The organism is Alteribacter populi, from assembly GCF_002352765.1.
In the GTDB taxonomy this organism is placed as follows: Bacteria; Bacillota; Bacilli; order Bacillales; family Salisediminibacteriaceae; genus Alteribacter; species Alteribacter populi.
The window spans coordinates 2,733,565-2,760,137 of sequence record NZ_KZ293963.1; the positions used below are offsets into that span (position 1 = coordinate 2,733,565).

The window sequence follows — 26,573 nt, forward strand, 5'->3', positions numbered from 1 at the left end:
TTAGCTCGCTTTTTTTCCCTTGAGAAGCCGGTGTCTGCTCTATAAATTCTTATCTTTTAAAAAATACACCCTCTCCTGATTCAGGAGAGGGTGTCTCAAAAGCTACATTTTTTCTGGAGCTGATACTCCAATTAGGTCTAATGCATTGCTTAACGTGATACGAACGGCTTCCATCAAAGCGAGACGGGCTTTCGTTAAGCTCGCATCGGCTTCGTTGATCACTTTTTCCGCATTATAGAAGCTGTGCAGTGCCTGAGCAAGGTCAAACACGTAATTCGCTATACGGTGCGGTGAACGTTTGTCTGCTGCATCACTGACGACTAATGGGAATTCACCGATTTTTTTCAAAAGATCCAGCTCTTTTTCACTGGAAAGGCGTGTGAGATCTTCCGACTTATCGGCTTCAAAACCGACTTCCTTCGCTTGTCTGAGCATTGTACAAATACGGGCGTGTGCATACTGCACGTAATAGACTGGGTTTTCGTTGGACTTTGAGACGGCAAGGTCCATGTCAAAGTCCATATGAGTGTCCGCTGCACGCATCGCGAAGAAATAACGAGTAGCATCAATTCCAACTTCTTCCATCAAATCACGCATCGTTACAGCTTTACCTGTACGTTTACTCATTTTTACTCGTTCACCGTTTTGGAACAAGTTCACCATTTGAATGATTTGTACTTTTAACTGATCACGGTCGTAACCTAATGCCTCTACTGCTGCTTTCATTCGAGGGATATAGCCGTGATGATCTGCCCCCCAAATGTTAATCAACTCTTTAAAGCCTCGGGCAAATTTATCTTTATGGTAAGAAATATCCGGAGTTAAATACGTGTAAGATCCATCCCCTTTTACAAGTACGCGGTCTTTATCGTCTCCGTATTTGGTCGATTCAAACCAAAGGGCTCCGTCTTTTTCATATGTTTCCCCGTTGTTTTGTAGTTCTTCAAGAATCGTTTCGACTTTTCCAGTTGTATAAAGCGACGTTTCAGAGTACCAGTTATCAAAGTTTACACGAAATGCGGCTAAATCATCTTTTAATTTATCAAGTTCACGCTTCAAACCATATTCACGAAGAAAGGATAAGCGTTCGTCTCTAGTTATTTCTTTAAAGCGATCACCGTACACCTCAACGATTTCCTCTGCGAAACCAACAATATCCTTCCCTTGATAACCGTCTTCCGGCATTTCCATTTCTTCTCCAAGGGCTTGCATATATCTTGCTTCGAGACTTAACGCTAAATTCTCAATTTGATTGCCAGCATCGTTAATGTAATATTCACGAGCCACTTCGTAGCCAGCTTTATCTAAAATATTGCAAAGGGAATCTCCTACTGCAGCCCCACGAGCATGGCCGAGGTGAAGCGTTCCTGTTGGGTTGGCCGAAACAAATTCCACTTGCACGGATTTGTCTTGTCCAAAGCTTGTCGCTCCGTATTCTTTTTGTTTTTCAAGCACCGTTCGAACAACATCACTTAAGTAAGCGTTATTCATAAAGAAATTCATAAATCCCGGTCCAGCAATGTCAATTTGATTGACATGAGCCTGCTCTTTATCAAAGTTAGCCACCATTTCTTCTGCGATCATTCGCGGCGCCTTTTTAGCAATACGTGCTAATTGCATCGCCATATTTGTCGCATAGTCTCCGTGATCCTTATCTTTTGGAGTTTCGATTACTACCTCTGGGATCTCTTCTTCTGTAGCATGACCCGCTTTGACTACGGCTTTTTTAATTTCATCTTTTAATAGCTGCTTCATTTCTTCTACTTGGCTCATTGTACTTATTGTTCCTCCTTTAACGAAACACGCATGTCGTATTCGCCTGCGTAATCCCCTTGCAATGTGAGGGAATATTGGAGCTGTATTTCTCCTTGTTTGGATGTCTCATCCCATAAAAAACGAACATTTTTCGTATTGGTTCGCATTCTCATTGGGCCATAAGGGCTTTGATAAGTTCCTTCAGTTTCTACTCCGGATACAAAGCGCTGATTCATATTCATCGCTCCCTTGCGGATCACTGTCATTTCCCCTTGCTGAATTTTAACCGTTTGCATTGTCCGTTCGACACTCTCCCCTTCCTCTTGGGGCTCCTCAAAGCGTAAATAGGTTATGTCTCCTTTAGTCAGCATCCGACCCATCGTGTTTATCGTGTTTGTATCGGAGTGTCCTTGATCTTGTATTTTTGTTTTCATATTGATATGAACTGCGAGCCCTTCCATTACTGTCACCGAACTTTCATTCTGAGCTTTATATTTCATTTTTCGCTTATCATGGTTTCTATCCTCTATAACTAACACATTATAGCTGATTTCACCCTATTTATTCAAGGTATCGACGCTGTCCAAATATAAGAAGTCTGTTAAGGTTGTTGCTTGGTGTTAAATTAAGAGGGACTTTATGTAGCTTCGTTGGCCTCCATCTGCTCGCTTTCCGCGGACGAACTGCCAAGCCTCCTCGGGACAGGAATGCTTTTCCCTTGAGACGAGTGGCGTGAAGGTAGCTGTCCTCTTTATAAAGCGCCCGTGTGCCCGACGAAATGCAAAAGTTCTGTACGATAAAAAGCACTTTTTACTTTTAATTGGGCAGGTTATTTGACACGAGACGATGACTCCTGAAGCTAGGTATCGAAACGTTTATGCTTTACTCTTAAAATACTAAAGAACCCCCTACAAAACGAGGAGGTTCACTTAATATGTGTAGGAGTCGAGAAGGACGTGGTGATATTTAGCAGGAGATCATATTCTCCAACCGCTCTTTTTAGCGGCCTTTTTGATATCTTCGATTAACGATTTATTTCTTTTTTGTCCATCCTAAAATCATTTCACGGATAAACTTACTTGCTGCGATGGCTGTTTGGTCAGATGGGTCATATGGCGGGGAAACTTCCACAAGGTCACAACCGACTACATTTACATCTGATTCAGCAATAGCAACGATTGCATCGAGCAGCTCTTTTGAAGAGATACCCCCTGCTTCTGCCGTTCCGGTCCCTGGAGCAAATGCCGGGTCCAGAACATCAATATCAATCGTCACATATACCGGGCGCCCTGATAAAGTGGGTAGTATTTCTTTTAACGGTGCTGCGACTTCAAACTTGCTCATGTGCATGCCGCTTTCAATTGCGTATTGAAACTCCTCCCTCATGCCTGAGCGAATGCCAAATGAATACACATTTTCCGGGCCGATGAGTTCACACGTTTTTCTTATTGGTGTGGAGTGGGACAATGTTTCCCCTTCGTACTCTTCTCGTAAATCAGCGTGTGCATCGATATGTATGACAGCGAGATTATCGTGCTCTTTTGACATCGAACGAATGATCGGCCAGCTCACTAAATGCTCGCCGCCAAGTCCGACCGGGAATTTACCATCAGTGAGAAGTTTATCTGTGTACTGTTCAATCATGTCGAGGCTTTTAGCCGCGTTTCCGAATGGTAGCAGCATATCACCTGCGTCATGATAATTTACGTCTTCTAAATGGCGGTCCATATAGGGGCTGTATTCTTCAAGCCCGATCGATACTTCACGGACACGATTAGGACCAAATCGCGAACCTGGCCGGAAGCTTACGGTGTAATCCATCGGCATGCCAAAAATAACAACTGGACTGTCTTCGTAGGTGCGATCTCCCATGATAAATACTTTACCCGAATAGCCTTGGTCAAAAAACATGGCGGCTCCTCCTTATTTCGTCAGGTCTTCAACGAATTTTGGTAAAACAAATGCGGCACGATGAATGTCTTTTGTATAGTATTTCGTATCGAGTTCGTGAAAACGATCATCTGCTACTTTAAGTGGATCATGCTTTTTAGAACCAATCGTAAAGGTCCAAAGTCCGCTCGGATATGTTGGAATGTTTGCGGTATATAAGCGGGTAATCGGGAACGTTTCTTTTACGTCGCGGTAAGCATTACGGATCAAATCTTGTTGGAACCATGGGTTGTCCGTTTGCGCGACAAACACTCCATCTTCCTTCAGCGCTTTAGATATCCCTTCGTAAAACCCTTTTGTAAATAAATTCACAGCTGGTCCGACTGGCTCAGTCGAGTCAACCATAATCACATCATAGATATTTTCACTTTTGGCAATATGCATAAACCCATCATCCACTTTAACCTCTACTCGGGGATCGTCGAGCATTCCTGCAATGGACGGTAAATATTCTTTTGAGTATTCGATCACTTTTCCATCAATTTCAACGAGTGTTGCTTTCTCGACTTGCGGATGCTTCAGAATTTCACGAATAACGCCTCCATCGCCGCCACCGACAACAAGGACATTTTTTGGATTCGTGTGGGTAAATAACGGCACGTGTGCCACCATTTCATGATAGACAAATTCGTCCTTTTCCGTCGTCATGACCATGTCATCTAAAAGCAGCATGTTTCCGAATTCAGCTGTTTCAACCATGTCTAGCTGTTGAAACTCTGTTTGTTCACTATGATAAGTTCGCTTAATTCTAGCGGTAATACCGAAATCTTTCGTTTGTTTTTCTGTAAACCAAATAGACACATCGTTCACCTCTTCATAATTTTAAGGTCGTTCAAAACGTCTGAGAAAAAATAACCTCTTGAAGTATAATTCATCTCTTTCAAAATGGGAATGATTTTTCCTTTCACCCGCACTTTTCTCCTAACATGTATAACCCGTTTTCGTTTGTGGAAAACTGTGGAATAACGTCTTTTATTTTCCTTATAAATACAGGGATAATAACGGTTCTTGCTAGTGAGGTGAAAGGGATGGAAATCGGTACAAGAACGGAATACCACAAGAAAATTAAATGGTGGAGACAAGCACTGAGAGTAGGCCTTTTTTCAATTGTAGGCAAAATGGCCATTACAGTTGCCATTCTTGCTTATGTGTACCAACTTGGCGCTCCTTCCCTTTCTGTTCCCGAAACTACCGTCATTTATTCTGCTGACGGTGAAGTGATTGGGGAGCACCATCAAGGCCAAAATCGACACTGGATCCCTATTGATGAAATGGGAGATACCGTTCTTGATGCGACGGTCGCTATTGAAGACCGGAAGTTTTACGATCATCACGGATTCGATGTATTAAGAATCGGTCGTGCAGCAATGACGAATGTCCTTGCCGGTTCTAAACTTCAGGGTGCCAGTACGATTACCCAGCAATACGCAAGAAATCTCTACTTGTCTCATGATAAAACGTGGGTGCGTAAATTAAACGAGGCCGTATATTCATTACGCCTCGAAATGCATTATTCAAAGGGTGAAATAATAGAAGGCTATTTAAATACAATTTATTATGGTCATGGTGCATACGGAATTGAAGCCGCAGCTAACTTGTATTTTAACAAACATGCAGAGGATCTTTCGATTGCTGAAGCCGCTATGCTGGCGGGGATTCCAAAGGGTCCCGGCTTATATTCTCCCTTTATTAATCCGGAACGTGCAGAAGAAAGACAAGCCGTCGTTCTTCACGCAATGGCTGATGACGGGAAAATTACCGAAACACAATTACAAGAAGCAATGAACGAAACTCTCGAGTTGTCTCATCAAGAAGATGTACAAGGAAAACGAATGGCACCCTATTTTCAAGATGCTGTCCAAACATGGTTGACGGACGAACTTGAACTCGACCCTGCTGTCATTAATTCCGGGGGCTTGGAAATTCAAACGACTTTAGATGTTAAAACTCAGCAAGTAGCTGAGGATTGGATCGCTAAAGAGATGGACGGAGAGGAAGAGCTGCAGGTGGCCTTTGTTTCAATGGACCCTCGAAATGGTCACGTAAAAGCTTTAGTAGGTGGGCGTGATTACCGGGAAAGTTCTTTCAACCGTGCTACGCAGGCCCGACGCCATGCAGGCTCCACACTCAAACCTTTTTTGTATTACGCAGCGTTGGAGAACGGTTTCCGCCCAGGTACGATGTTAAAAAGTGAGGAAACAACGTTCAAGTATGATGACGGACGAAAAACCTATACACCTAAAAACTTCAATCATCAATATCAAGACGACTATATGACTATGCTTCAAGCTCTTGCTGTATCAGATAACATTTACGCGATGAAAACGCATTTCCTTCTCGGATTTGACAAGCTTGTGGAAACTGCCGCTCGCTTCGGAATTGAAAGTCCTTTGAAAGAGGTACCTGCAACAGCTCTCGGTGCAGCTGATGTCGGTGTCCTGGAATTAACAAACGCCTACAGTCCTTTTGCTAATGGCGGTTATAAAATGAAACCCCAGCTTGTAACGAAAGTTATTGACCGAAACGGGGACATTTTATTTGAAGCTGATTCGCAAGGGAGAAAGGCTATTGATCCTTCACTGGCCTTTATTATGACCGATTTAATGCACGGGATGTTCGAACAAGAACTGGAAGCAACGGCCGCAGGAGCTGCGGTTACAGGGCGAAGCTTAATGCATTTGCTTAACCGTCCTGTCGCTGGAAAAAGCGGTTCTACCTCCTTTGACAGCTGGATGATTGGCTATACACCTCAGCTTCTAACCGGGGTTTGGGTAGGAAATGATGAGCAAAAAGCGTTGTCCGGACCAGAGAGTGCCCATTCAAAACGGATTTGGGCCCAATTTACCGAGCAAGCGCTAAGTGATGAATTGATGCTACCGTTTCATGAACCAAGCAACGTAGTAGCTGTAGACATTAATCCGCTTAACGGTAAGTTAGCGACCGAACACTGCCCAATCCAGCGTAAAACCTACTTTTTACGAGGAACGGAACCGACAGAGTATTGTACCGATCACCTTGGTGACAACGATCCACAACGTTCGATCATAGAAGAGGATGATCCCGAGGAAAGAACACGCCTTATGGATCGATTTTTTGAATGGTTTGATTAATCACAATGAGAAACCTAGGGGGGAAGATAGAACAAAAGTGCAGCGCCTTGGCGTCGTGCGACAAGCATTTTCGACCGGCAGATTGAAGCGTAGATTTCTATACTTTCTCTAAAAAAACAAGCGAAGGGTTGGCATCCCCTTCGCTTGTTTTTTGTCTTAGTATGCGTGTGTTCTTGACACGTACGTTAATTTTACAAAGTTCATCGAAAAATCGCAAGACAGATTCATGCAGTTCATTATTTGTTCACAATACGTTCACAATTGAGTTCGCGGTTATTTACAATCAAAATCTGTCCATCGACTTCCGGCTATCCTTGCAAGCCTTCTTTCAGTTCATCAGATGAACGTTTCCACAGATCGGCATTTTTTTCTTCCAAAAATGCAGCTAGAACGCCTTTTGACTTGGCATCCATTTGCTCAACGATAATTCGACCTTTCAGTGACTTATCCATGTTGTTTACGTGCTCAGGTAAGCTTTTGTAGCCGCGACGAATTTCACGGTCAACTGTCATTTCACATGCTGCAACACCTGCGTAGTAAGCACCTTCTGCTTTATGTTCAACAGTCACCCATACGAGCCAGTACGGCTTTCCGTTAGGTACTTGGTCTTTTTCTTTTAAAAATTTTATCCCTTTTTCCACAGAGCTTCGCGCATGCAACGCACCCATATCAACGAACGCTTCTCCCTCTTCCACATCAATAAACACAGGAGACATGTTGTTTAAGTTAAGGACACCCGCACCGTAACCGCCATGACCGTCTGTTGAATCTGAACTCAATATATTAAAGCCCTGTCCGCGCTTTTTTCCTTTGTTGTCGTCAAACAAATTTTTCATGATCCATCCTCCATTTCAACACTGTTTTGTTTAGTTTATCATATTCAAATTCCTTCTTGCATGTATGACAAAAGTGACCGGGGTAAAATGGGTGACGAGTTTAGAAATTAAGGGTAAAGTAAATAGAGAAAACGATAATGTCTGAAAAGGAAAGGATCGAACTCACATGCCTTATGTAACAGTAAAAATGCTAGAAGGTCGTACTGACGATCAAAAACGCGCTTTAGTCGAAAAAGTAACCGATGCTGTTTCCGAAACGACAGATGCTCCTAAAGAGAAAGTCGCCGTGATCATTGAAGAAATGGCACCGAACCATTACGCTGTCAATGGAAAGAGGATCAGTGACCTTGCAGAGTAATACTTGTATTTAATAGAATGGGTTCCCAAAAGCGTAATGTTTTTACCTTTTGGGAACCCTTGTATTTTTAGCTCTCTCATTTTCAAAACCTGAACTTGACGCTATAATAAAAGATAGCGAACATGCATCTTGAAAGAGTACATAGGAGACTTTTTATGCGCACATTATTCATGCTGTTATTGCTATTCCCATTAGTCTTGGTTGGATGCAGCTCAGATTCTCATATAGAGGGAAAAACTGAACTTCATATTCTCGCGGCTGCCTCTTTATCTCCTGTTTTAACTGAGATGAAGGAAGAATTTGAAGAGAACTACCCTCATATTGAGCTCGTCTTTCAATTTGCCTCTTCCGGAAACTTAAGAGAGCAGATTACACGTGGAGCCCCTGCTGATGTTTTCCTGTCTGCTTCAGCCTTTGATGTTGAGATATTACATCAAAACAGCCATGTATACGATTCAAAAGATTGGCTTGTGAATCGTCTTGTCGTTGTCACAAGAGATGACCGTTTTACGATGGACGACCTTTCCTCTTTAGCCGTTGAGCAGATCACATCCATTACAATTGGAAACCCTGACACTGTGCCTGCAGGGCATTACGCTCTTGAGGCATTACTTGAATATGACGTATGGACAGAAGTAGAGGAGCATGTTGTATACGCTTCGGACGTCCGTCAGGCCTTGACCTATGTGGAAACGGGAAATGCCGATGCGGGAATTGTCTATGAAACAGACGCAATGAGGTCAGATCAGATCAAAAAACAGTTTACAGTAGACACGTCATTGCATGAACCCATCATCTATCCCGCTGCCTTGCTAGAAGGAACCCGTTATAAAGAAGAAGCTGAGACATTTATTGACTGGCTATTTTCAGTTGAAAGTAAGGAGAAGTTTGAGAGCTACGGTTTTCAAACGATTGAATGATAAATGATTCGTAAAGTGTTGTGAATATAATGTCCTTTTGGCCGCCGATTTACACTTCGATACAAGTAACAACCGTTGCAAGCCTTCTCACCTTTTTGCTTGCAATTCTGTTCGCTAGCCTTCTAAAACGAAAAAATTTCAAAGGAAAAACGGTCATTGAGACCTTACTTATGCTGCCTTTAGTCCTCCCGCCTACCGTTGTCGGATTTGGACTTTTGAGTATTTTGGGCAGGGAAAGCTTGTTAGGCCGAGCCTATGAAGCGGTGTTTGAACAGTCGATCGTGTTCTCGGTAACCGCCGCTGTCATTGCCGCCACTGTGGTCGCTTTCCCACTCATGTACCAAACGATGAAAGCTGGGTTTGAAGCTGTCGACTCTGACCTTGAAGACGTAGCGAGAACATATGGTGCCGGACGTTGGCAAACATTTCGTTATGTCACATTTCCACTATCAAGGAATGCTCTGCTCATCGCATATGTCCTCGGAACCACCCGAGCACTTGGAGAATTCGGAGCTACGCTCATGTTTGCCGGCAATATTCCCGGGCGGACACAAACGATCCCTACGGCGATTTATTTGGCGGTAGAATCAGGGCACGCAACCCTCGCATTGTATTGGGTTATATCGATTGTCATTCTCGCCTTCTTTATGCTGTTTTTTGTTCAGTTAAAAAAAACCGCATAGCGGTCTTTTATTAAAAACAGCGTTAGCTTCCGCCGCATTTTTTAAAGTCTCAAGGATGCTTTTCCCTTGAGACGAGTGGCGTGAAGGTAGCTGTCCGCTCTATACTTTCTGATCTTTTAAGAATCTCTTGTATAAGTACAAAGAACAGCCGCTTACTCTGCCTCTACTTCGCGCAATTGTTTAATGAAGTTAAATGCTTCGTTCACTTCTTCTTCTGTATAGTTTTGCTTTGCTTTGACCGTAAAGACTTTTTCTTTAATTTCTTCTGCCGACAGATCTTCAAAATAAAGAACCGTTGAGACGAGCTCTAAAAAACGTGAGCTTTGACTGTTTAGGTTGTCGAGTACCTTTTTTGTTTCCGGAAAGTCAAAGCTTGAAATTGTCAGAAACTCCTCTCCTTTTTCCGACAACGCATATCGAAATTGATGATAGCCGCCTTTTTTCTCTTTTACCTCGGATATAAACCCTAAGTCGCGCATTTCTTCCATTCGAAGCGACAATTCTTCTGAGTACGGTCCATAAATGTGAAACTGATATTTTTCATAAAATGGAAATTCTAGCTTTTTGGCGATGTAAACGATCTTCTGAAGCTTTTTACGTCCTACGATCTCGCCTGCCTGCTGAATAAGTGACAGCAGTTTAGCATGCTCATTTAGCATGGTTATCCCCCCTGAGTCATTAACAAAGTTTGAATCCGCTTTTTTATATCTCCGTGCTTGCTGTAATCTTCTAAAAAGTCTTTCGGAAAATAGAGCTTATGGTCTGTTCGTTTCTTTCCTGAAATGGCTTCCACAACATCTGACTCTCTTGATAATTCCCGTAAATCACCGTTAGGCATGAGCAAGTGAATCGGGAGACGCTCTTCTTCTTCCCCTGGGCGATAAAAATCATAAGGTAAGTCAGATGATGAATCGATGACCAAGTAATAACGTGGATCGATCTCGGCTTCTTTAAAAAGCTGAAGGAGCTCTGGCCAAATGTTCATTTGCGTGCTCGGGTCGCATTCTACATATTTAAATAAACGTCGATCCATAAACCGGTCGCACAAGTCTTTTAAAATCGAGTCGGCTTCTTCCTGCCACGCTTGAAAATAATACATGATGACGGACTCATCGAGCTTCAAGTAATCCTCTAACGTTATACTACCTGCGAAAAGTGAATCAAAATGACGAGGCTTCTCTTTGAATGTATACCCTTTTTCATAGAGATGCTTCGCTCTATGTAAGATTTTACTCAAAATTACTTCGGCACTCCGAGTGACTGGATGAAAATACACCTGCCAGTACATTTGATAACGACTCATAATATAATCTTCCACAGCATGCATCCCACTAATTTTGAAAACAGCTTGTTCTTCTGTCGGCCTCATCACACGAAGAATACGCTCCATATCAAAATGGCCGTAGCTGACTCCTGTATAAAACGCATCACGCTGCAAGTAATCCATCCGATCGGCATCAATTTGGCTAGAAATTAAGCTGACAACAAGCTTATTAGAATAGGTTTTTGCAATCACATCGGCTACTTTCTTTGGAAAGCCCTCACCCATGCCTTTTAATACGGCGTTGATTTGCGTTTTCCCTAAAATAATTTCCCTTGTCCAATGCTCATGGTCTGTATGAAACACTTTTTCAAATGAATGAGAAAAAGGTCCGTGTCCGACGTCGTGAAGAAGCGCTGCACTTAAACAGACCAGTCTTTCTTCCGGATCCCAGTCTTCTTTTTCTTCAATGTTTTCCACCATTCGTCGCATAATTTCATATACACCTAATGAGTGATTAAATCTTGTATGTTCCGCCCCATGAAACGTCACATAGGTTGTCCCAAGCTGTCTCACGCGTCGCAGCCGTTGGAATTCTTTCGTTCCAACAAGCTTCCAAATTAACTCATCGCGTACATGAATATAGCGGTGAACCGGGTCCTTGAACACTTTTTCCTCTTCTAATTTTTTATAACGGCCCGTCATTATGTAGCTCCTTTCATACATTCCAATCAAGATGGTATGCAGTTCTGCTGTTTTTGCTCTTTTTTCGACCTCGTTCTTTGATTCTATTATACAAAACTTACTAACAACTTATCGATATTGTTTAAAAAGTCGGCTAAAAATAGCTGTTTTGCTATAGGTCTTCTGCTAAGTAGGGATTGCTGAATAACGCTAGAACTCATATACAAAGGGTGCCGCTTTCATGGCTTCGCTTTCCGCAGGCAAGCTTCAGCCCCCTCTTTATATACACGATCCTTTAGTAAATATGTAAGTTATTGTGATTATTAAATTGGTGTCTGTTGAAGCTAGCTGAGTTGGAATTGCTCTTGAAGTGTTTGAAAGGCGCCCGACTAACGGAGAGGACGCCTGGAGCTAGATGTCGCTCCAACTTTAAAATGTTACCCAGAGCCTTAAAAAAATATAATTTGTTGGTAAACAAAGAAAAAAGGGCTGGCAAAAGCTCATCTTTTGGCACCCCTCCTGTCTTTATACACGATGTCACGCGGCTTGAAGGTGACTCAAAGTTAAACAAAATCAAGCTTTGAGACAGCATCTCGCTTTATTTTTTCATTCGTTTCAGTACTTTTTCGATGAGTTGCTCTTCACTAAGTCCAGTTAATGCCCGATCATTAACGAATGTAAAAACTTTTTTCCTGCCAGGTCCGCAATACGATTGGCAGCCGATTTTTACATCAGCGTCCGGATCGAGCTCTTTTAACTTTGGTACGAGTGTCTTAATGTTTGTGGCCTGACAATCGTCACAAATACGAAATTCATTTGCCACATTAACCACCACTTTATTGTATTTTCGTGCTGAAAAACAATGTTGTTTTCATTCACTAACGAGTATTTTACTATGAGCTTCACCGTGTTTGCAACGGTAACCTTGTCCAATTTTTAAATGGGTCTAAACACGCTTTGAAGGCAAATATGATATACTCATGTAGCAAAATATCAACGACGAAGTTATTTATTATAAGCTTTTGAACAACCTCTCAAAGGGAGAAAACAAGATGAAAAATAGACATGATTTATTAAATAGAACAAGCTGGCATGTGCTAGATGAGTCCGCAACTGGATTGACAAAAAATCCAATGCACTCCTTTGCAATGGACGATACCCTCTGCAAGAGAGTCTCTGGTGAAAACAACAGAGGCATTGCTAGAACGTGGGTTCATGACCGAACCATTGTCCTCGGTATCCAAGATAGCCGGCTTCCTTATATTGATGAAGGCATCCATTTTTTACGCGAAAATGGATACGATGTGATCGTTCGAAATTCGGGCGGTCTTGCCGTCGTCTTAGATGAAGGGATCTTTAATCTTTCATTAATTTTTAAAGAAGAAAAACGGTTATCTATTGACAGTGGATATGAAGCGATGACGTCCTTTGTTCGGCACTGGCTTGAAGATTTAGGACTAGATATAGTAGATGGAGAAATAGCTGAATCGTATTGCCCAGGGCGTTATGATTTAAGTGTGGGTGGGCAAAAGTTTGCGGGGATTTCGCAACGGCGTCTGCGCGGAGGTGTAGCTGTTCAGATTTATTTAGCTGTAAACGGAAGCGGCAGTAAAAGAGCAGCCTTGATCCGCCGTTTTTACGATAAAGCGGTGAACGGTGCAACAACGAAATTTAGCTATCCAGAGATCATACCGGAAAAGATGGCGTCATTAGAAGAAATCAGCGGTAAGCCTCTAGCAATGACTGACCTCCTTCATTCCCTGCTCCTCACACTACGACCGTATTCGGAACAGCTTGGAAACTTGACACTAACCGAAGAAGACTGGCACCTTTATGAAAAAAATCTTGAAAGAATAATCAAACGAAACGAAAAATTATAGTGCCTGACCCCCAACGCGTTAATACTGTACAGCGGTGGGGGTCAGGCACCTATTCAGGCACCTATTCAGCTAGTCCTTGCATTGCGGTGATTAGCGCCAGCTTGTAGACATCTTCCACGTTGCAGCCGCGGGAGAGGTCATTTACTGGTTTGTTTAACCCTTGCAAGATCGGGCCAATGGCTTCAAATTCGCCTAATCGTTGCGCAATTTTATACCCGATGTTTCCTGCTTCAAGGCTCGGGAAAATAAAGACATTGGCTTCTCCTTTTAGTGGAGAATCCGGTGCTTTTTTTGCTGCAACCGATGGAACAAAGGCCGCATCAAACTGGAATTCTCCGTCTAACATGAGGTCAGGGTGACGCTCTTTTGCGATTTGCGTTGCTTCTACGACCTTGTCTGTTTCTGGACTTTTAGCCGACCCTTTTGTTGAGAAGCTTAACATCGCAACTTTTGGGTCAATATCGAATACGCGGGCTGTTTTAGCCGCTTCGATTGCTGTTTCTGCTAGATCATTGCTATCTGGAGAAATATTGATCGCACAGTCACCAAAAATGAACTTTTGGCCGTTTTTCACCATAACGAAAACGCCTGACGTTTTCCCAACGCCTTCTTTCGTTTTAATGATTTGCAGTGCAGGCCGAACTGTGTCACCAGTAGAATGGGCCGCCCCACTAACAAGGCCATGTGCTTTGTTGACATAAACGAGCATCGTTCCGAAGTAGTTTGGAGTTTTAAGGATTTTACGTGCAGCCTCGTGTGTTGCTTTCCCTTTTCTTCGCTCTACAAAAGCTTCAACCAGCTCTTCGAAGTGCTCATATGTTTCAGGGTTATAAATATCAAGACCTTCAATGGACAAACCTAATTCTTCTGCTTTCCCTTGAATCTCCTTTTCATTCCCTACTAAAATTGGCGTAAGTACACCATCTTGCTTTAAGCGAACGGCAGCTTCTAAAATACGTTCGTCTGTACCTTCTGGTAAAACAATCGTCGGATTTTCCGCCTTCACTTTTTCCGAAATGGAAGTAAATAAGTCGCTCACAGTGATTCCTCCTTGTTTTCGTACCATGACTATTATTTATAAGGATACTCCTTAACATAAAAAAAATAAATTGTTATGATCAATTCTTCACAAAGTTCTAATTTTCAGAACACACCTGCTCTTTTTCGTATGCTTCGATAGCCTTATTTTTACAAGTTCATTGTTCCTTTATCCAATCTCCAGTATAATGAATGAATAATCACTCATTGTCACACTATTTTGACTTCATTTATCATTAAAAGGAGGAGTTTCATGGGATGTGATGCCTTATTTCAACCGTTCACGATTCGAAATCTTACCCTCAAAAGTCGCGTAATGATGGGGTCCATGCACGTAGGGCTTGAAGGGTTAGAAAATGGAATTGAAAAGCTTACGGAATTCTACAAACTTAGAGCCCGTCATGAAGTCGGAATTATCGTAACTGGCGGAGCCGCCGTTTGTCCTGAGGGAAGTGGCGGTCTCGACTTTATGATGATAGACTCCGACGATGATATTGACAGGTGGAAACCGCTAACTGACGGCGTTCACGAAGCAGGAGGGAAAATAGCATTGCAGCTCTTTCATGCTGGACGGTACGCGTATAAGGCGATGATTGGCCGTGATCCGGTGGCACCTTCTGCTCTTCAAGCACCTATTAATCCTGATCCACCCGTGGCTCTTTCAAATGAGGAAATAATCCAAACGATTGATGATTTCGCTCAAGGAGCCAGGCGGGCTAAAGCGGCAGGCTTTGATGCAGTCGAAATTATGGGCTCTGAAGGTTATTTGATCAATCAATTTGTTTCGCCTGTTACGAACCAACGAACTGACCAATGGGGAGGCAGCTTTGAAAAGCGTATCGCTTTTTCCCTCAGAATCACAGAAGCCGTCCGTAAGCAGGTCGGCAATGATTTCCCTGTAATCTTTCGTATGTCTGGTTTAGATCTCATTGAAAATAGTACAACGGCAGAAGAAACCATCTCCTGGGCTAAAGCTCTCGAAATTGCAGGTGCTGATTTACTTAACATCGGCATTGGCTGGCACGAATCACGAGTGCCGACGATCTCAATGAAGGTTCCACGGCTTCATTTTGTACCGGTTGCTGAGAAAATTCGTGAAGCCGTTCAAATCCCGGTCGTCGCTAGCAATAGAATCAACGACCCTCGTGATGGAGCAAAATTGTTGGAAAAAGCCAGTGTCGATATGATTTCTATGGCCAGACCTTTTCTCGCTGACCCAAAAATTTTAACGAAAGCAAAGGCAAAACGTACGGAAGAAATTAACACATGCATCGCTTGTAATCAAGCATGCCTTGATCACGTATTTGAAGGAAAAGCAGCCACTTGTCTCGTAAACCCTGAAGCCGGTCGAGAAACTGAGTTAACTCTCTCCCCCACTTTTCATCCGAAAAAAATCCTCGTCGTTGGAGCGGGACCTGCCGGTTTGGAAGCAGCACGAGTAGCAGCAGAACGAGGCCATATTGTTACACTTGTTGATGAAAAAGATGAAATTGGTGGACAGCTGAATTATTCAAAGCGGATTCCGGGAAAACAAGAATTTTACGAGACGCTCCGATACTACGAGGTTCAACTCCGCTTGTTAGGAGTAAAAGTCGTTCTCGGAAGCCGAATCAATGAAAACGACCAGACTGTAAAAGAAGCTGATGAAATCATTATCGCAACGGGGATCACACCTCGTATCCCTGATATTCCTGGGGTTGACAGCTCGCATGTCTACAGCTATCGTGACGTGTTTGATGGAAATGTGAACATTAATGAAAACGCAATCATTATTGGTGGTGGTGGAATCGCTTGTGATCTCGCCTTATATTTGAAGGAAAAAGGTGTGAAATCACTCACTCTGTTGCAACGAAGTAAAAGTTTTGCCAGAGGAATAGGAAAAACAACGCGCTGGGCTACCATATTGGAATTAAAGCAACATCATATACGGATGATTGGCGGGATCACAACATATAAACGGATAGATGAGTCCGGTGTTGTTGTCGAAGTCGATGGTAAAGAAAGTTTGATTCCAGCAGAGGCAATCATTCTTGCAAGTGGACAGCTAGTGAATAATAGCCTAGCCTCAAAGTTTGAAGACCAAGGTAAAAATGTCCACATCATCGGTGGCGCCAAACACGCATTAGGGTTGGATGCAAAAAAGGCAATATATGACGGCACACTCGTTGGACGTGCAATTTAACGAATACTTTAAAGGAGTGAGGAGTAAAATGCAGGACTATCAAACGTTACGTTACGAGGTTAGAAACGGTGTCGGGACAATTACACTAAATCGACCTGAAGTAAAAAATGCCCTCAATGAAAAAATGCATGATGAGCTTTATGAGTGCCTTCAGGATGCACGGTCACATGAAAGTATACGTGTCATTGTGCTAACCGGAACAGATAGTGCTTTTTCCAGCGGGGCTGATTTAAAAAGTATTCCTGTTGCCTCCATGGAACACTTTGACCATGGAGAATATTTGGAGCGAACCTACAATCGGCTGATTAAACTTATGGATGCTATTAATAAACCTACTTTAGCTTATTTAAATGGAACAGCCGTTGGTGCAGGTTTAAGTATTGCTTTAGCGTGCGACTACAGGGTAGCAGATCGCGATGCCAAGCTCGCTCTGAGTTTTATGAAAATCGGACTCATTCCCGATGCCGGCGCTTCTTATTTTCTCCCGCGCCTCGTCGGTTTATCAAAAGCGTTGGAGCTCGCGTTAGGTGACTCCGTGAGTGCTGAAGAAGCATATAGAATAGGACTGATTCATCATATCGGCAAGCCAGATTCGCTAATCAACGTTTTGAAGCAAGCCCCTCCCACTGCTTATGCGAATATGAAAAACAATATGAAATGTGGATTGAATCTAAGTTTAGATGAGGTGTTAGAGGAAGAACGAAAAGGTCAGCAGCAAGCCGGTAAATCTGAAGAACACCTTCTCGCGATTAAGCAATTTTTAAAAAGTACGGTGAAGTAAATCCCTATTGTAACGGTTTTTCAACTCAAATGATCGTTCATCTGTCCGTAACATCATTTGAGTTGAAATACTTAAAAAAACATCAAACCATTTGAGTACAGAGTTTTGTGATAAAACAGTGACCAAGCGGCAAGTCGTTTGGTTTTTCGTTTTGCTAATAGTATAATAAGAGTGAGTAAAAATTCATGTAATAAATGAACATGATTACATACAGGTAGTCTCAAAAGGCTCTTTTTTGACATTGAGATCACCTCGTAAGTTATGATTTAACAAGTAGATTGGAGTGTTTCGAATGAGTGAAGCAGCTAAAACATTAGAGGGTTGGTATTGCTTGCATGATTTCCGTTCTATGAACTGGCCAGCGTGGCGCAACCTTGAATCAGAGGAACGCGAATCGATTATTGCAGAGTTTAGACAACTTCTAGACAAGTGGAGTGCCACACAGGAAAAATTCAACGGAAGCCATGCTTTATATAGCATTCTTGGCCAAAAAGCAGACCTTATGATCATGGTTCTTCGCCCGACAATGGACGAACTCAATGAATTAGAAAATGCCTTTAACAAAACACGCCTAGCAGAATACACAATTCCAACATACTCCTACGTTTCAGTTGTGGAATTGAGTAACTACCTGCCACCTGAAGTCGACCCGGAAACAGACCCGGAAATTCAAGCTCGCTTAAAGCCGATCCTACCAAGGTGGCAGTATGCTTGTTTCTACCCAATGGACAAGCGTCGTGATGGAGAAGATAACTGGTACATGCTTCCTATGGAAGAGCGGCGTTCCATGATGCGCAGCCATGGGATGATCGGACGTCAGTATGCCGGAAAAGTCCGCCAAATTATTTCAGGCTCCGTTGGCTTTGATGACTGGGAGTGGGGCGTCACACTTTTCGCTCACGACGTGCTTCAATTTAAAAAGCTCGTTTATGAGATGCGCTTTGATGAAGTAAGTGCTCGCTATGGAGAGTTTGGATCTTTCTACGTCGGGACATACCTTGACGAAGATGCTCTTCCAAAATTCCTCTATATATAATAAGAAAAACTGCATAGATATCTCGTAAGAAATACTAAGAAACAGTCGATGCATCAGTCGGCTGTTTTTTTTACCCTCCATAATTGCTATCACCTTTTTAATTCATCCCTTACCCAACTACGTAAAAATAACGAAAGGATTCCACATAGGTCAAGCAACGACTTGCTGGTTATTTCATAGTATGACATTAGCTTGTGAATGCCAATTCGTACTTTAACCGTTATCCACAATTGGAAGAAGTCTTAAAGGAGATGAAATGAATGGCTGTTATTAAAGCTTCTTCAAGCGATATCGATATGCTCGCCCGATTAGTTCGCGCAGAGGCTGAAGGTGAAGGAGAAATCGGGATGCTTAAGGCAGGTAATGTCATGGTTAACCGGGTACGAGTGCCTTGCTTGGACTTCGAAGACATCAATACGGTTCCTAGAATGGTTCATCAATCACCAGGGGGATTTGAAGCAACAGAAAAAGGCTACTTTTATCAACGTGCCAGGGAGCGCGATAAACGATTAGCACGGCGATTGGTTAACGGAGAGCGTACGGGTATTGCGGAGTTTTCCCTATGGTTTTTCCGTCCCGACGGTCCATGTCCTCCAGAATGGTGGGGGCAGCCAACTACTGGACGTTACAAACTCCACTGTTTTTACAGCCCTGAACATGCTGATTGTCCTGAAGTTTATGGCACTTTTTAAAATTCATTTCCGAGGAGAAATGCGAAACGGCCGAAAATTTTCGGTCGTTTTTTCATGAGAGATAAAATAGTATAAAAATCTACGTTTCTGTGTCTAGCCCCAGGCGCCATCGGCTCGTGTTAAATAACCTGCCCGATTAAAAGTAAATATGAGTATGTCATTAGCTCAGAAATCATTCATATGAGAAGCATATTATACTTCCGCAGAAGTGTTGTGGTGTCTTCGGGCCTTTATAAGTAGGGCTGTTTTCTAAAAGATTGTTGTTCTTGACACAAAATATATAAACTGCGACATAGAAGTAGATTGATTTCCGCTCCGGACAGTCGCTTTCCACGGGATCTTCAGTTGTTGCTTTTCCCGCAGGAGTCGACTGCCCTTCGCTCCAATCATCCATTATAAAAATGAATAGCCATTGTTTGACTTCATCAATGTGATGAATTTACAAAGCACTATACCAGCGAAGGAAATACACGTAGACTCCAGCGGGAAAGCGAAGGCGTTGAGACCCCACAGTGAGCGCATTTTGCGAACGAGGAGGCTCAGCGCGAGCCCACGGAAAGCGTAGTGTATTTCCGAAGCGGTAGGTTATGCATGTCGCCGAAAAGCAGGTGCCTTGCGCTTTTCTAAACTCCTTTCTGTACTAAATTGTTTCAGCATTTTCATTGTAAAACCATTTCAATCGAGCATAGCCTATTCACTTCATTCATAGTAATACAATAGCGCAGGTGCGCCAGCTTTCTAATAAACCTTCCCGATTTACTGCAATGGAGATCAGCATTTAAGGAGGTGTAAAACTTACAACGGCACTCTTCTCTCATCCGTTTTATAGGAAAAAGCTGAAGATATCGGTAAACTCGGGATAGTAAACTGTATTACCTTCGCACAGGTTCAGTGGTTGTCCAGATGTTTGCAACGTTATTAATTAGCAAAAGGACGTGATGTAATGTATTATCCTTACCCACAATTTGGATTTGACGCTTACCGCAATTCTCAAGGGATGGGATATAATCAGAATGGTATGGGGATGAATGGGATGAATGGAATGAATGGGATGCAAAACGGGCAGCAACAGTTTCTTCCCGGAACACCTGAGCCACCTCAACCAGGTTTCGCAGGCGGACAACAGCAACAGCAGCAGCAAGGACCATTCGGTATTACTGCACAGATGCCAGGTCAGCTTCCAATTGAACAGTCTTACATCGAAAATATACTTCGCTTGAACCGAGGGAAAGTCGGTACTTTTTATATGACGTTTGAATACAACGAAAGATGGAATGCAAAAATCTTTAAAGGAGTTATTGAAGCAGCGGGAAGAGATCACATTATTCTTAGTGATCCGCAAACAGATAAACGTTACCTCCTTTTGATGGTAAACCTTGATTATGTAACGTTTGATGAGCCGCTTGAATATGAATACCCTTTTGAAGAGGGATTTGATCCCCAGTTGGCAACGTATTCACCGCGATAATGTAATAAGCAGCAAACTAAATTCAGCTCATTCGCACGAAGAATTTTTATCTACCAATGACTCCACTTACTACTCGTATAAAGCATGGATCCCCACATCCTAAAAAGAAGCTAGCTCCCCAGTGAGCCAGCTTCTTTTTTGAAAGGATAGACTTTATCCTGTTTTCTTTCATTCGGTTTTACCCTGAATGATTCATAGCAGCGACAAATAGCAGAGCCCATCCGACTAAAAAGGCGATGCCACCTAATGGCGTGATTGCTCCTAGAACCTTAATGCCTGTTACACTCATTACATAGAGACTTCCGGAAAATAAAATAATTCCGATGAAAAAAGCCCAGCCAGCACCATGCACAAGTCCGGTAGAAGATAAGTACTTCGTTAAAATCGCTACTACAATTAATGCAAGTGCATGAATCATATGATATTGAACCGCTGTTTCAAAGGTTTTTAAATAACCACCTTGCTCCAGCTTATCCTTCAATGCATGGGCTCCAAAAGCACCTAATGCTACAAATAAAAATGCATTCACACTTCCTAGCAACAAAAATAATTTCATATACGATCTCCTTTACTAATTTTCCGGCTTTTACTAAACAATGAAAGAATATCATATACAAGCCTGTAAAGGAAACTCCATTTGTCCTATGTCTGAATAATCCTGCTTTCCTCATACTTTAAGTAATTTAACCCCTTTGATGGAGGAAAGTATAAGCCAAGTCTTTACCGGTTCTGTACAAAAACTCGTAAGGCATTTTCCATTCGTTCTGCTTCTTCGTGGGTGGGTGTAATGACGACGATGTGGTCTCCGTTCACCTCTATATTTACATGCTTAAACCCTTGCTGATGAAGAAAATCCTTTACACCTGCTACATCCTCTTTTTCTGCGTACAAAGTGTGATCGCCTATGTAATGATTGTTTACAAATAGTTCGTAGCGATCTTCGGTCAACTTTGACTCCGTTTCACCCCCTGTAAAAATGTGAAAATAAATCGGAAAACCTGTATTTCCTGAATTGTTAAACATCACTACTCACTCCTTCCTTATCCACACTATCTCCTATTTTTCCGAAACCATGCATTGAACAAAACATTAAAAGCGCATAAGAAACACGCCCCCACCGACGGGAAATATCATCTCGAAACAGCAAAAAACCCGAATCTTCTAGGAGACCGGGTTTTTCCACTTATTATTTTGTACGCTAAAAATCCAACAAGTTATCGCTATCTGGTTTGTCATCTGCATCGTAAATATCCAAAGAAGATTTCGTTGCAGGCTGACGATCCTTCTTAACGGAGGGTTTGTCCTCTAAGTCCCCCATCATTTTCTGCCTTTCCAGTGCAGCCATCGAAGAAGTATGCTGTACATTGGTTTCGCGGTTGGAATCTGATGAAAGCAAGTCACAATACGTTCGTAGTGCCGTAACATGCTCACGAAAACGACCGTTTTCAGTGACACCGGAATCGACTTCCCGTTTTAATTGAGCAAGTTCCTGCTCCATCTTAGCCACTACAGTTTTCGCTGAAATATTCATGGTGCTCGTTCCCCTCCTCTTCCACGCTTTTCCCATACTAGCATAGCTTTATTTTTCCGTTAAATCAATAAACGTATCTACGTCTTCCGCGACTAAGTCAATCGCCTTTTGCCAAAATTCAGGCTGTGTTAGATCGACGTCTAAATGTTTCTTTGCTAAATCTTCTACTTGCATGCGACCTGTGTCGCGAAGTAAATCAATATATTGTTTTTCAAAGGCTGTACCTTCTTCTGCCGCTCGTGCGTAAATTCCCATACTGAACAAATAGCCGAACGTGTACGGGAAATTGTAGAATGGCACTCCTGTAATGTGAAAATGAAGTTTTGAAGCCCAGAAATGAGGTGAATATGAACCTAACGCATCACAGTAGGCTTCCTTTTGTGCACCCAACATCATTTCATTTAACCTGTGTACACTTACAAGACCCTTTTTACGTTCTTCATAAAAGCGAGTTTCAAATAAAAACCTCGCATGGATATTCATAAAGAATGCGATACTCCGGTTGAGCTTATCATCTAACAATTGGACCTTTGCCTTATTTGATGATGCCTGCTTAACAGTAGCATCAGCAACAATCATTTCCGCAAAAGTAGACGCCGTTTCTGCTACATTCATCGCATAACGCTGGGCCATTTGCGGCAAGTCGTTCATCACATGCTGATGATAGGCGTGCCCTAATTCATGGGCAAGGGTAGCAACATTGGAAGCAGAACCGTCGTATGTCATGAAAATACGAGACTCTTCTGATACAGGAAAGCTCGTGCAAAATCCCCCAGGGCGTTTACCAGAGCGGCTTTCTGCTTCAATCCAACGTTCGTTAAACGCTTTCTGAGCAAAGTCAGCCATTTTCGGACTGAAAGATCCAAATTGCTGAACAATCATCGAGGCTGCCTCGTCATAGGAGACTTCCTCCACTTCACTTGTCAGAGGTGCGCCGACGTCAGTCCAATCAAGCTTTTCCAGACCGAGAAGTTCCGCTTTCCTTTTCAGATATTGAACAAATTTTGGTTTATTTTTTTCGATCGTCTCCCACATCACCTTTAATGTTTCCTCTTGCATTCGGTTAATGTCTAAAGGTTCTTTTAAGACATTATCCCAGCCGCGAGCTTCATACGTTTGTAAGCGGAATCCGCCCAAATGGTTCAATGTGTTTGCAAACAGTTCGGCTTCATCGCCCCATGCTTTTTCCCATTTATCAGACATGTATTGACGAGTCTCACGGTTTTTACTTCCCATTTTGTTTGCCGCTTGACCAACAGATAAGGACTTTTCTTCTCCGTCCTCTTCTACATTAATCGTCATTCTGCCAACAATCGTATTATAGAAATCTCCCCACGCGTGATAACCATCAACAGACAACGATTGGATCAATTTTTCTTTTTCACCTGATAGCTTATCCTTTGCCAGGGATCGTCTTTCTTCCAAGTTATATGTAAGAGCTTTCAATTCTTCTAGCTCTAAAAGTTGACTCCATAAATCATCAGTTAATCCCAATAATAGGTCGTCAATAGACGTCATTACAGAAGAATAGGAGGAAGACAGTTTTTTTACTCTTCCTGTGAGAAGCTTCGCCTGGTCATCTTTTGTGTTTTGAGCAGTTAAACAGCTAACAAAAGCACCTGCTTCCCGGACTCGTTTTGAAATCTCCTGTGCACGAACGAGAACATGAACAATATTAAATAACGATTCTTCAGACTTCGACACTTCAGTGCAGTCCAAATCCTTTTGAAATTGGGTAATGTCTTCTTCCAACGTTATTAAAAACGACTGGAATTTGTCCGATTCACTTCCCCCTGGAAAGATTGCATCTAAATCCCAAACTTGATGATACATTTGTTTCATTTTGTTTGCCCCTCTCGCTAATGGTCTTGAAGTAGTTTTGCGAACTGTTGATTAGATTCTTACATAAAGACACCATTGCATTCTTTTCTGAGCTACCGTACACATAACAACAACTTTTGACCTTCATGACTAGTTTATACTTTGTTACTCTATTATGTGTAGTTTCACTTTACCATGTTTCAAAAACAAAAATAAAGAATATTACAATAACTCGAAAGATAAAAGCTGTGTTTTCAACTTACTTAAAAAACTGGCTTCAAAAGGTCAATGTTATTGACCCTTTTGAAGCCTCTTTTTTCATGTCTGTTTATTTTTTAGTAAGTATAGCTTGTCCCTGTTCAGCAGGAAGGCGAATCGTAAATGTAGTTCCTACTCCATGTTTTGAGGTAACAGAGATTTGGCCATCCATTTCTTCAATAATGCGATAGCTGGTAGTCAATCCAAGTCCCGTGCCTGTCTCTTTCGTGGTGTAGAACGGTGTACTTAGCTTACCTAGCGTATTTTCATCCATTCCGGTACCCGTGTCGGAAAAAGAAATGACAATCTCTTCTTCTTGCTTTTGGTAAGAAGTACTGACTGTTAGCCTCCCCCCATTCTCCATTGCTTCAACAGCATTTTGGACAAGATTTAAAAATACTTGTTGTATTTTATTTGCATCCAAACATACTGTCGGTAACCGCCCATGAAAATACGTATGAACTTCAATCCCATTCTTGCGAGCTTGAGATTGGTATAAGAGTAGGAGGTCATCCAGTAAAAGCTCCAAATTCGTTTCCTTCAACACCTCTGATGTCTTTGGATTTGCAATATTCATCAGGTCGGTTAGGATAATATTCACGCGATCAATTTCATTTATAATTAAATCATAATAGCGTTTCTTTGAAGACTCCTCTTTATTATCAAACAGTTGAATAAAGCCGCGAATCGTCGTTAATGGATTGCGGATTTCATGAGCTAGTCCTGCTGCCATTTGTCCGACGACCTTTAACTTTTCCGAACGAACAAGCTCCCGTTCCATCAGCCGTTTTTCTGTAAGGTCATGGATTACCACAAGCATCTCTTCATGAACATTTTCTTTTGAAATACTCGGAAGCGAGGTAATGCTCAAATAAAAGAAATGGGGCGTTTCGTTGATCGTACACTCCACCTCATATGTTTGGCGAACTTCATCTTTACTTAGCATTTCAATAAGGTTTCCTGACTCGATTAAATTGCTGAATGCTGTTGACGAAGCGCTCATTTCAGTAGCCTTTTGGCCAATGATATGCTCTCGCTTAATTCCGAATATTTCCTCACAGCGCTTATTAAACAGAGTCACTTCTTTTGTTATCCGATTGATCGCAAACACACCGTTGTCAGTGGTCTCAAGAATGAGGGACGATTTCTTATGACCCTTCTCTCTCTCCTCAAGCTTTTGTGTCATTTCGTCAAATGTATTGTTTAACCGGTTAATTTCCTCATAAGCATTTACGTATTTCGGCTCTGCCCGTTTTCCGAAAGCAACATTCGTAGTCGTATCAACGAGTTGTTCTACAGGTCTGACGATGTATCGGGATAGTCGAAATACAGCAATTGTCATAATTAACAACACAACACCAAATACAATTAAGTATTGATATAACAAACGCGTCAGCGGTGCGTACATCTCCGATTTGTCTACTGCCACACCAATATACCAATCGTTTTCAAAACCAGGCACTTGATTGATTTTTGAAAAAGCGTGAACTTCTTCTTCCCCGTCATAGGAAGTTAAGCTCTTGTTTTCCGCAAGCTCATCCAGCTCATCCTGTGAAGTCGAAAAACGTTCCATGTAGTTTATCTCTAGTACTTTAGAGGAATCCGGATGGGAAATCACTTCTCCGTCACCATTAACCAAAAATGCATACCCTTGTGCATCCCCTATCGGCTGGGTCCGCGTAAACGTCTCGAGAGTCTGATCGAGCTCATCTAAATCAAACAAGGGCGTAATCACACCAATAACTTCATCTTCATAGTTAAAGACTGGTGCAGATAGAACAATGATAGGATCATTAATAATTGAAGACCGATAAATATCTGAAATAAACGGATCGCCTTTCATTGAATGGTTAAACCAAGCCCTGTCTGTTACATCGTTACCTGCGATGTTGTCGTCCGTATCGGCAATTACCGTCCCATCGGTATCAGCAAGCACGACCCCGAAGTAAATATCATGAATGGCTAAAAATTCATTAAACTGCTGTCTAATTTGTTGAATATCCTCTTGTTCTTCCATAATAATAGGGTTTCTTGATAAATAGTTAACATCATATAACCGTTCTCGAATAAACATTTCTATTTCTTGAGCCATATTCGTCGTATGTGTAGACAAAGATTGCTCTAAATTATTCGTTAATTCACTTTTTTGTGCATAGTAACCCATCACTCCTACAACACTTAACGGAATAAAAGTTACAAGCAAAAAGAAAATGAGGAGTTTTGCTCTGAGTGTCTGAAACATAAGATTTCTCCCTTACAAGCGTTCTTCACTCTCACCATTATAGTATATCGCTTAGGGCATATGTGTAGAAAATACGACATTTTTTTC

General features: G+C 42.2%; 24 protein-coding genes. 10 read left to right on the forward strand and 14 right to left on the reverse strand.

What is annotated here, in order from left to right; genetic code table 11:
- Positions 1-102 precede the first annotated feature (102 nt).
- From argS to speE, 4 genes are all read right to left on the reverse strand, one after another.
- Positions 103-1,773, reverse strand: a complete 1,671-nt coding sequence (gene argS / locus CDZ94_RS12985) for an arginine--tRNA ligase (protein ID WP_096437697.1) — start codon at positions 1,771-1,773, stop codon at positions 103-105.
- Positions 1,774-1,778: 5 nt separating this feature from the next.
- Positions 1,779-2,255 carry a YwiB family protein gene (locus CDZ94_RS12990; protein WP_157812085.1) on the reverse strand — a complete coding sequence of 159 codons (477 nt, stop codon included), beginning with the start codon at positions 2,253-2,255 and terminating at the stop codon, positions 1,779-1,781.
- Positions 2,256-2,787: 532 nt separating this feature from the next.
- Positions 2,788-3,666: an agmatinase gene (gene speB / locus CDZ94_RS12995; protein WP_096437701.1), complete on the reverse strand. Its 879-nt coding sequence runs from the start codon at positions 3,664-3,666 to the stop codon at positions 2,788-2,790.
- Between the two features lie 12 nt (positions 3,667-3,678).
- Entirely contained in the window at positions 3,679-4,506 is an 828-nt protein-coding gene (speE, locus tag CDZ94_RS13000) for a spermidine synthase (RefSeq protein ID WP_096437703.1), read from the reverse strand.
- A gap of 227 nt (positions 4,507-4,733) precedes the next feature.
- On the opposite strand from speE, the gene CDZ94_RS13005 reads away from it, so the two are divergent.
- Positions 4,734-6,815 (forward strand): transglycosylase domain-containing protein, encoded by a 2,082-nt coding sequence (locus CDZ94_RS13005; protein ID WP_096437705.1) that lies wholly within the window; start codon positions 4,734-4,736, stop codon positions 6,813-6,815.
- Between the two features lie 308 nt (positions 6,816-7,123).
- Here CDZ94_RS13005 and CDZ94_RS13010 read toward each other — a convergent pair whose 3' ends face one another.
- Entirely contained in the window at positions 7,124-7,651 is a 528-nt protein-coding gene (locus CDZ94_RS13010; RefSeq protein ID WP_096437707.1) for a YwhD family protein, read from the reverse strand.
- A 166-nt stretch (positions 7,652-7,817) separates the two neighbouring features.
- Between CDZ94_RS13010 and CDZ94_RS13015 the strand changes: the two genes are divergently transcribed.
- The 3 genes from CDZ94_RS13015 to modB all read left to right on the forward strand — a co-directional run bounded on the left by CDZ94_RS13015 (position 7,818) and on the right by modB (position 9,612).
- Entirely contained in the window at positions 7,818-8,009 is a 192-nt protein-coding gene (locus CDZ94_RS13015; protein WP_096437709.1) for a 2-hydroxymuconate tautomerase, read from the forward strand.
- Positions 8,010-8,164: 155 nt separating this feature from the next.
- Positions 8,165-8,929 (forward strand): molybdate ABC transporter substrate-binding protein, encoded by a 765-nt coding sequence (modA, locus tag CDZ94_RS13020; RefSeq protein WP_157911759.1) that lies wholly within the window; start codon positions 8,165-8,167, stop codon positions 8,927-8,929.
- Positions 8,930-8,958: 29 nt separating this feature from the next.
- Positions 8,959-9,612, forward strand: coding sequence for a molybdate ABC transporter permease subunit (gene modB / locus CDZ94_RS13025; protein WP_096437713.1), 654 nt, complete (start codon positions 8,959-8,961; stop codon positions 9,610-9,612).
- A gap of 152 nt (positions 9,613-9,764) precedes the next feature.
- On the opposite strand, the gene CDZ94_RS13030 is transcribed toward modB, so the two are convergent.
- The 3 genes from CDZ94_RS13030 to CDZ94_RS13040 form a co-directional block, all read right to left on the reverse strand.
- Positions 9,765-10,271: a YwgA family protein gene (locus CDZ94_RS13030; RefSeq protein ID WP_096437715.1), complete on the reverse strand. Its 507-nt coding sequence runs from the start codon at positions 10,269-10,271 to the stop codon at positions 9,765-9,767.
- 2 nt (positions 10,272-10,273) lie between these two features.
- Entirely contained in the window at positions 10,274-11,578 is a 1,305-nt protein-coding gene (locus CDZ94_RS13035; protein ID WP_096437718.1) for an HD domain-containing protein, read from the reverse strand.
- 577 nt (positions 11,579-12,155) lie between these two features.
- Positions 12,156-12,380 (reverse strand): YuzB family protein, encoded by a 225-nt coding sequence (locus CDZ94_RS13040; RefSeq protein WP_096437720.1) that lies wholly within the window; start codon positions 12,378-12,380, stop codon positions 12,156-12,158.
- Positions 12,381-12,609: 229 nt separating this feature from the next.
- Here CDZ94_RS13040 and lipL point away from each other — a divergent pair, with 229 nt between their 5' ends.
- A complete protein-coding gene (gene lipL, locus CDZ94_RS13045; RefSeq protein ID WP_096437722.1) occupies positions 12,610-13,437 on the forward strand; it encodes an octanoyl-[GcvH]:protein N-octanoyltransferase in 828 nt (275 codons plus the stop codon).
- Between the two features lie 61 nt (positions 13,438-13,498).
- On the opposite strand, the gene pta is transcribed toward lipL, so the two are convergent.
- Positions 13,499-14,476 (reverse strand): phosphate acetyltransferase, encoded by a 978-nt coding sequence (pta, locus tag CDZ94_RS13050; protein WP_096437724.1) that lies wholly within the window; start codon positions 14,474-14,476, stop codon positions 13,499-13,501.
- A gap of 252 nt (positions 14,477-14,728) precedes the next feature.
- On the opposite strand from pta, the gene CDZ94_RS13055 reads away from it, so the two are divergent.
- The 5 genes from CDZ94_RS13055 (at position 14,729) to gerQ (ending at position 20,634) form a co-directional block, all read left to right on the forward strand.
- Positions 14,729-16,657: an oxidoreductase gene (locus tag CDZ94_RS13055; RefSeq protein ID WP_096437727.1), complete on the forward strand. Its 1,929-nt coding sequence runs from the start codon at positions 14,729-14,731 to the stop codon at positions 16,655-16,657.
- Between the two features lie 28 nt (positions 16,658-16,685).
- Positions 16,686-17,438 carry an enoyl-CoA hydratase/isomerase family protein gene (locus CDZ94_RS13060; RefSeq protein ID WP_096437730.1) on the forward strand — a complete coding sequence of 251 codons (753 nt, stop codon included), beginning with the start codon at positions 16,686-16,688 and terminating at the stop codon, positions 17,436-17,438.
- A 292-nt stretch (positions 17,439-17,730) separates the two neighbouring features.
- The gene (gene hemQ, locus CDZ94_RS13065) at positions 17,731-18,474 is read left to right on the forward strand and encodes a hydrogen peroxide-dependent heme synthase (protein WP_096437732.1); all 744 of its coding nucleotides are present in this window, start codon (positions 17,731-17,733) and stop codon (positions 18,472-18,474) included.
- A 260-nt stretch (positions 18,475-18,734) separates the two neighbouring features.
- Positions 18,735-19,166, forward strand: coding sequence for a cell wall hydrolase (locus CDZ94_RS13070; RefSeq protein WP_096437734.1), 432 nt, complete (start codon positions 18,735-18,737; stop codon positions 19,164-19,166).
- A gap of 943 nt (positions 19,167-20,109) precedes the next feature.
- Positions 20,110-20,634 carry a spore coat protein GerQ gene (gerQ, locus tag CDZ94_RS13075; protein WP_232735679.1) on the forward strand — a complete coding sequence of 175 codons (525 nt, stop codon included), beginning with the start codon at positions 20,110-20,112 and terminating at the stop codon, positions 20,632-20,634.
- Between the two features lie 178 nt (positions 20,635-20,812).
- On the opposite strand, the gene CDZ94_RS13080 is transcribed toward gerQ, so the two are convergent.
- The 5 genes from CDZ94_RS13080 to CDZ94_RS13100 all read right to left on the reverse strand — a co-directional run bounded on the left by CDZ94_RS13080 (position 20,813) and on the right by CDZ94_RS13100 (position 26,486).
- Positions 20,813-21,190: a DUF423 domain-containing protein gene (locus CDZ94_RS13080; protein WP_096437736.1), complete on the reverse strand. Its 378-nt coding sequence runs from the start codon at positions 21,188-21,190 to the stop codon at positions 20,813-20,815.
- A gap of 164 nt (positions 21,191-21,354) precedes the next feature.
- A complete protein-coding gene (locus tag CDZ94_RS13085) occupies positions 21,355-21,657 on the reverse strand; it encodes a hypothetical protein (protein WP_096437738.1) in 303 nt (100 codons plus the stop codon).
- A 175-nt stretch (positions 21,658-21,832) separates the two neighbouring features.
- The gene (locus CDZ94_RS13090; protein WP_096437740.1) at positions 21,833-22,165 is read right to left on the reverse strand and encodes a YwdI family protein; all 333 of its coding nucleotides are present in this window, start codon (positions 22,163-22,165) and stop codon (positions 21,833-21,835) included.
- Between the two features lie 48 nt (positions 22,166-22,213).
- Positions 22,214-24,007 carry a M3 family oligoendopeptidase gene (locus CDZ94_RS13095; protein WP_096437742.1) on the reverse strand — a complete coding sequence of 598 codons (1,794 nt, stop codon included), beginning with the start codon at positions 24,005-24,007 and terminating at the stop codon, positions 22,214-22,216.
- A gap of 307 nt (positions 24,008-24,314) precedes the next feature.
- The gene (locus CDZ94_RS13100; RefSeq protein ID WP_096437744.1) at positions 24,315-26,486 is read right to left on the reverse strand and encodes an ATP-binding protein; all 2,172 of its coding nucleotides are present in this window, start codon (positions 26,484-26,486) and stop codon (positions 24,315-24,317) included.
- Positions 26,487-26,573: the final 87 nt, after the last annotated feature.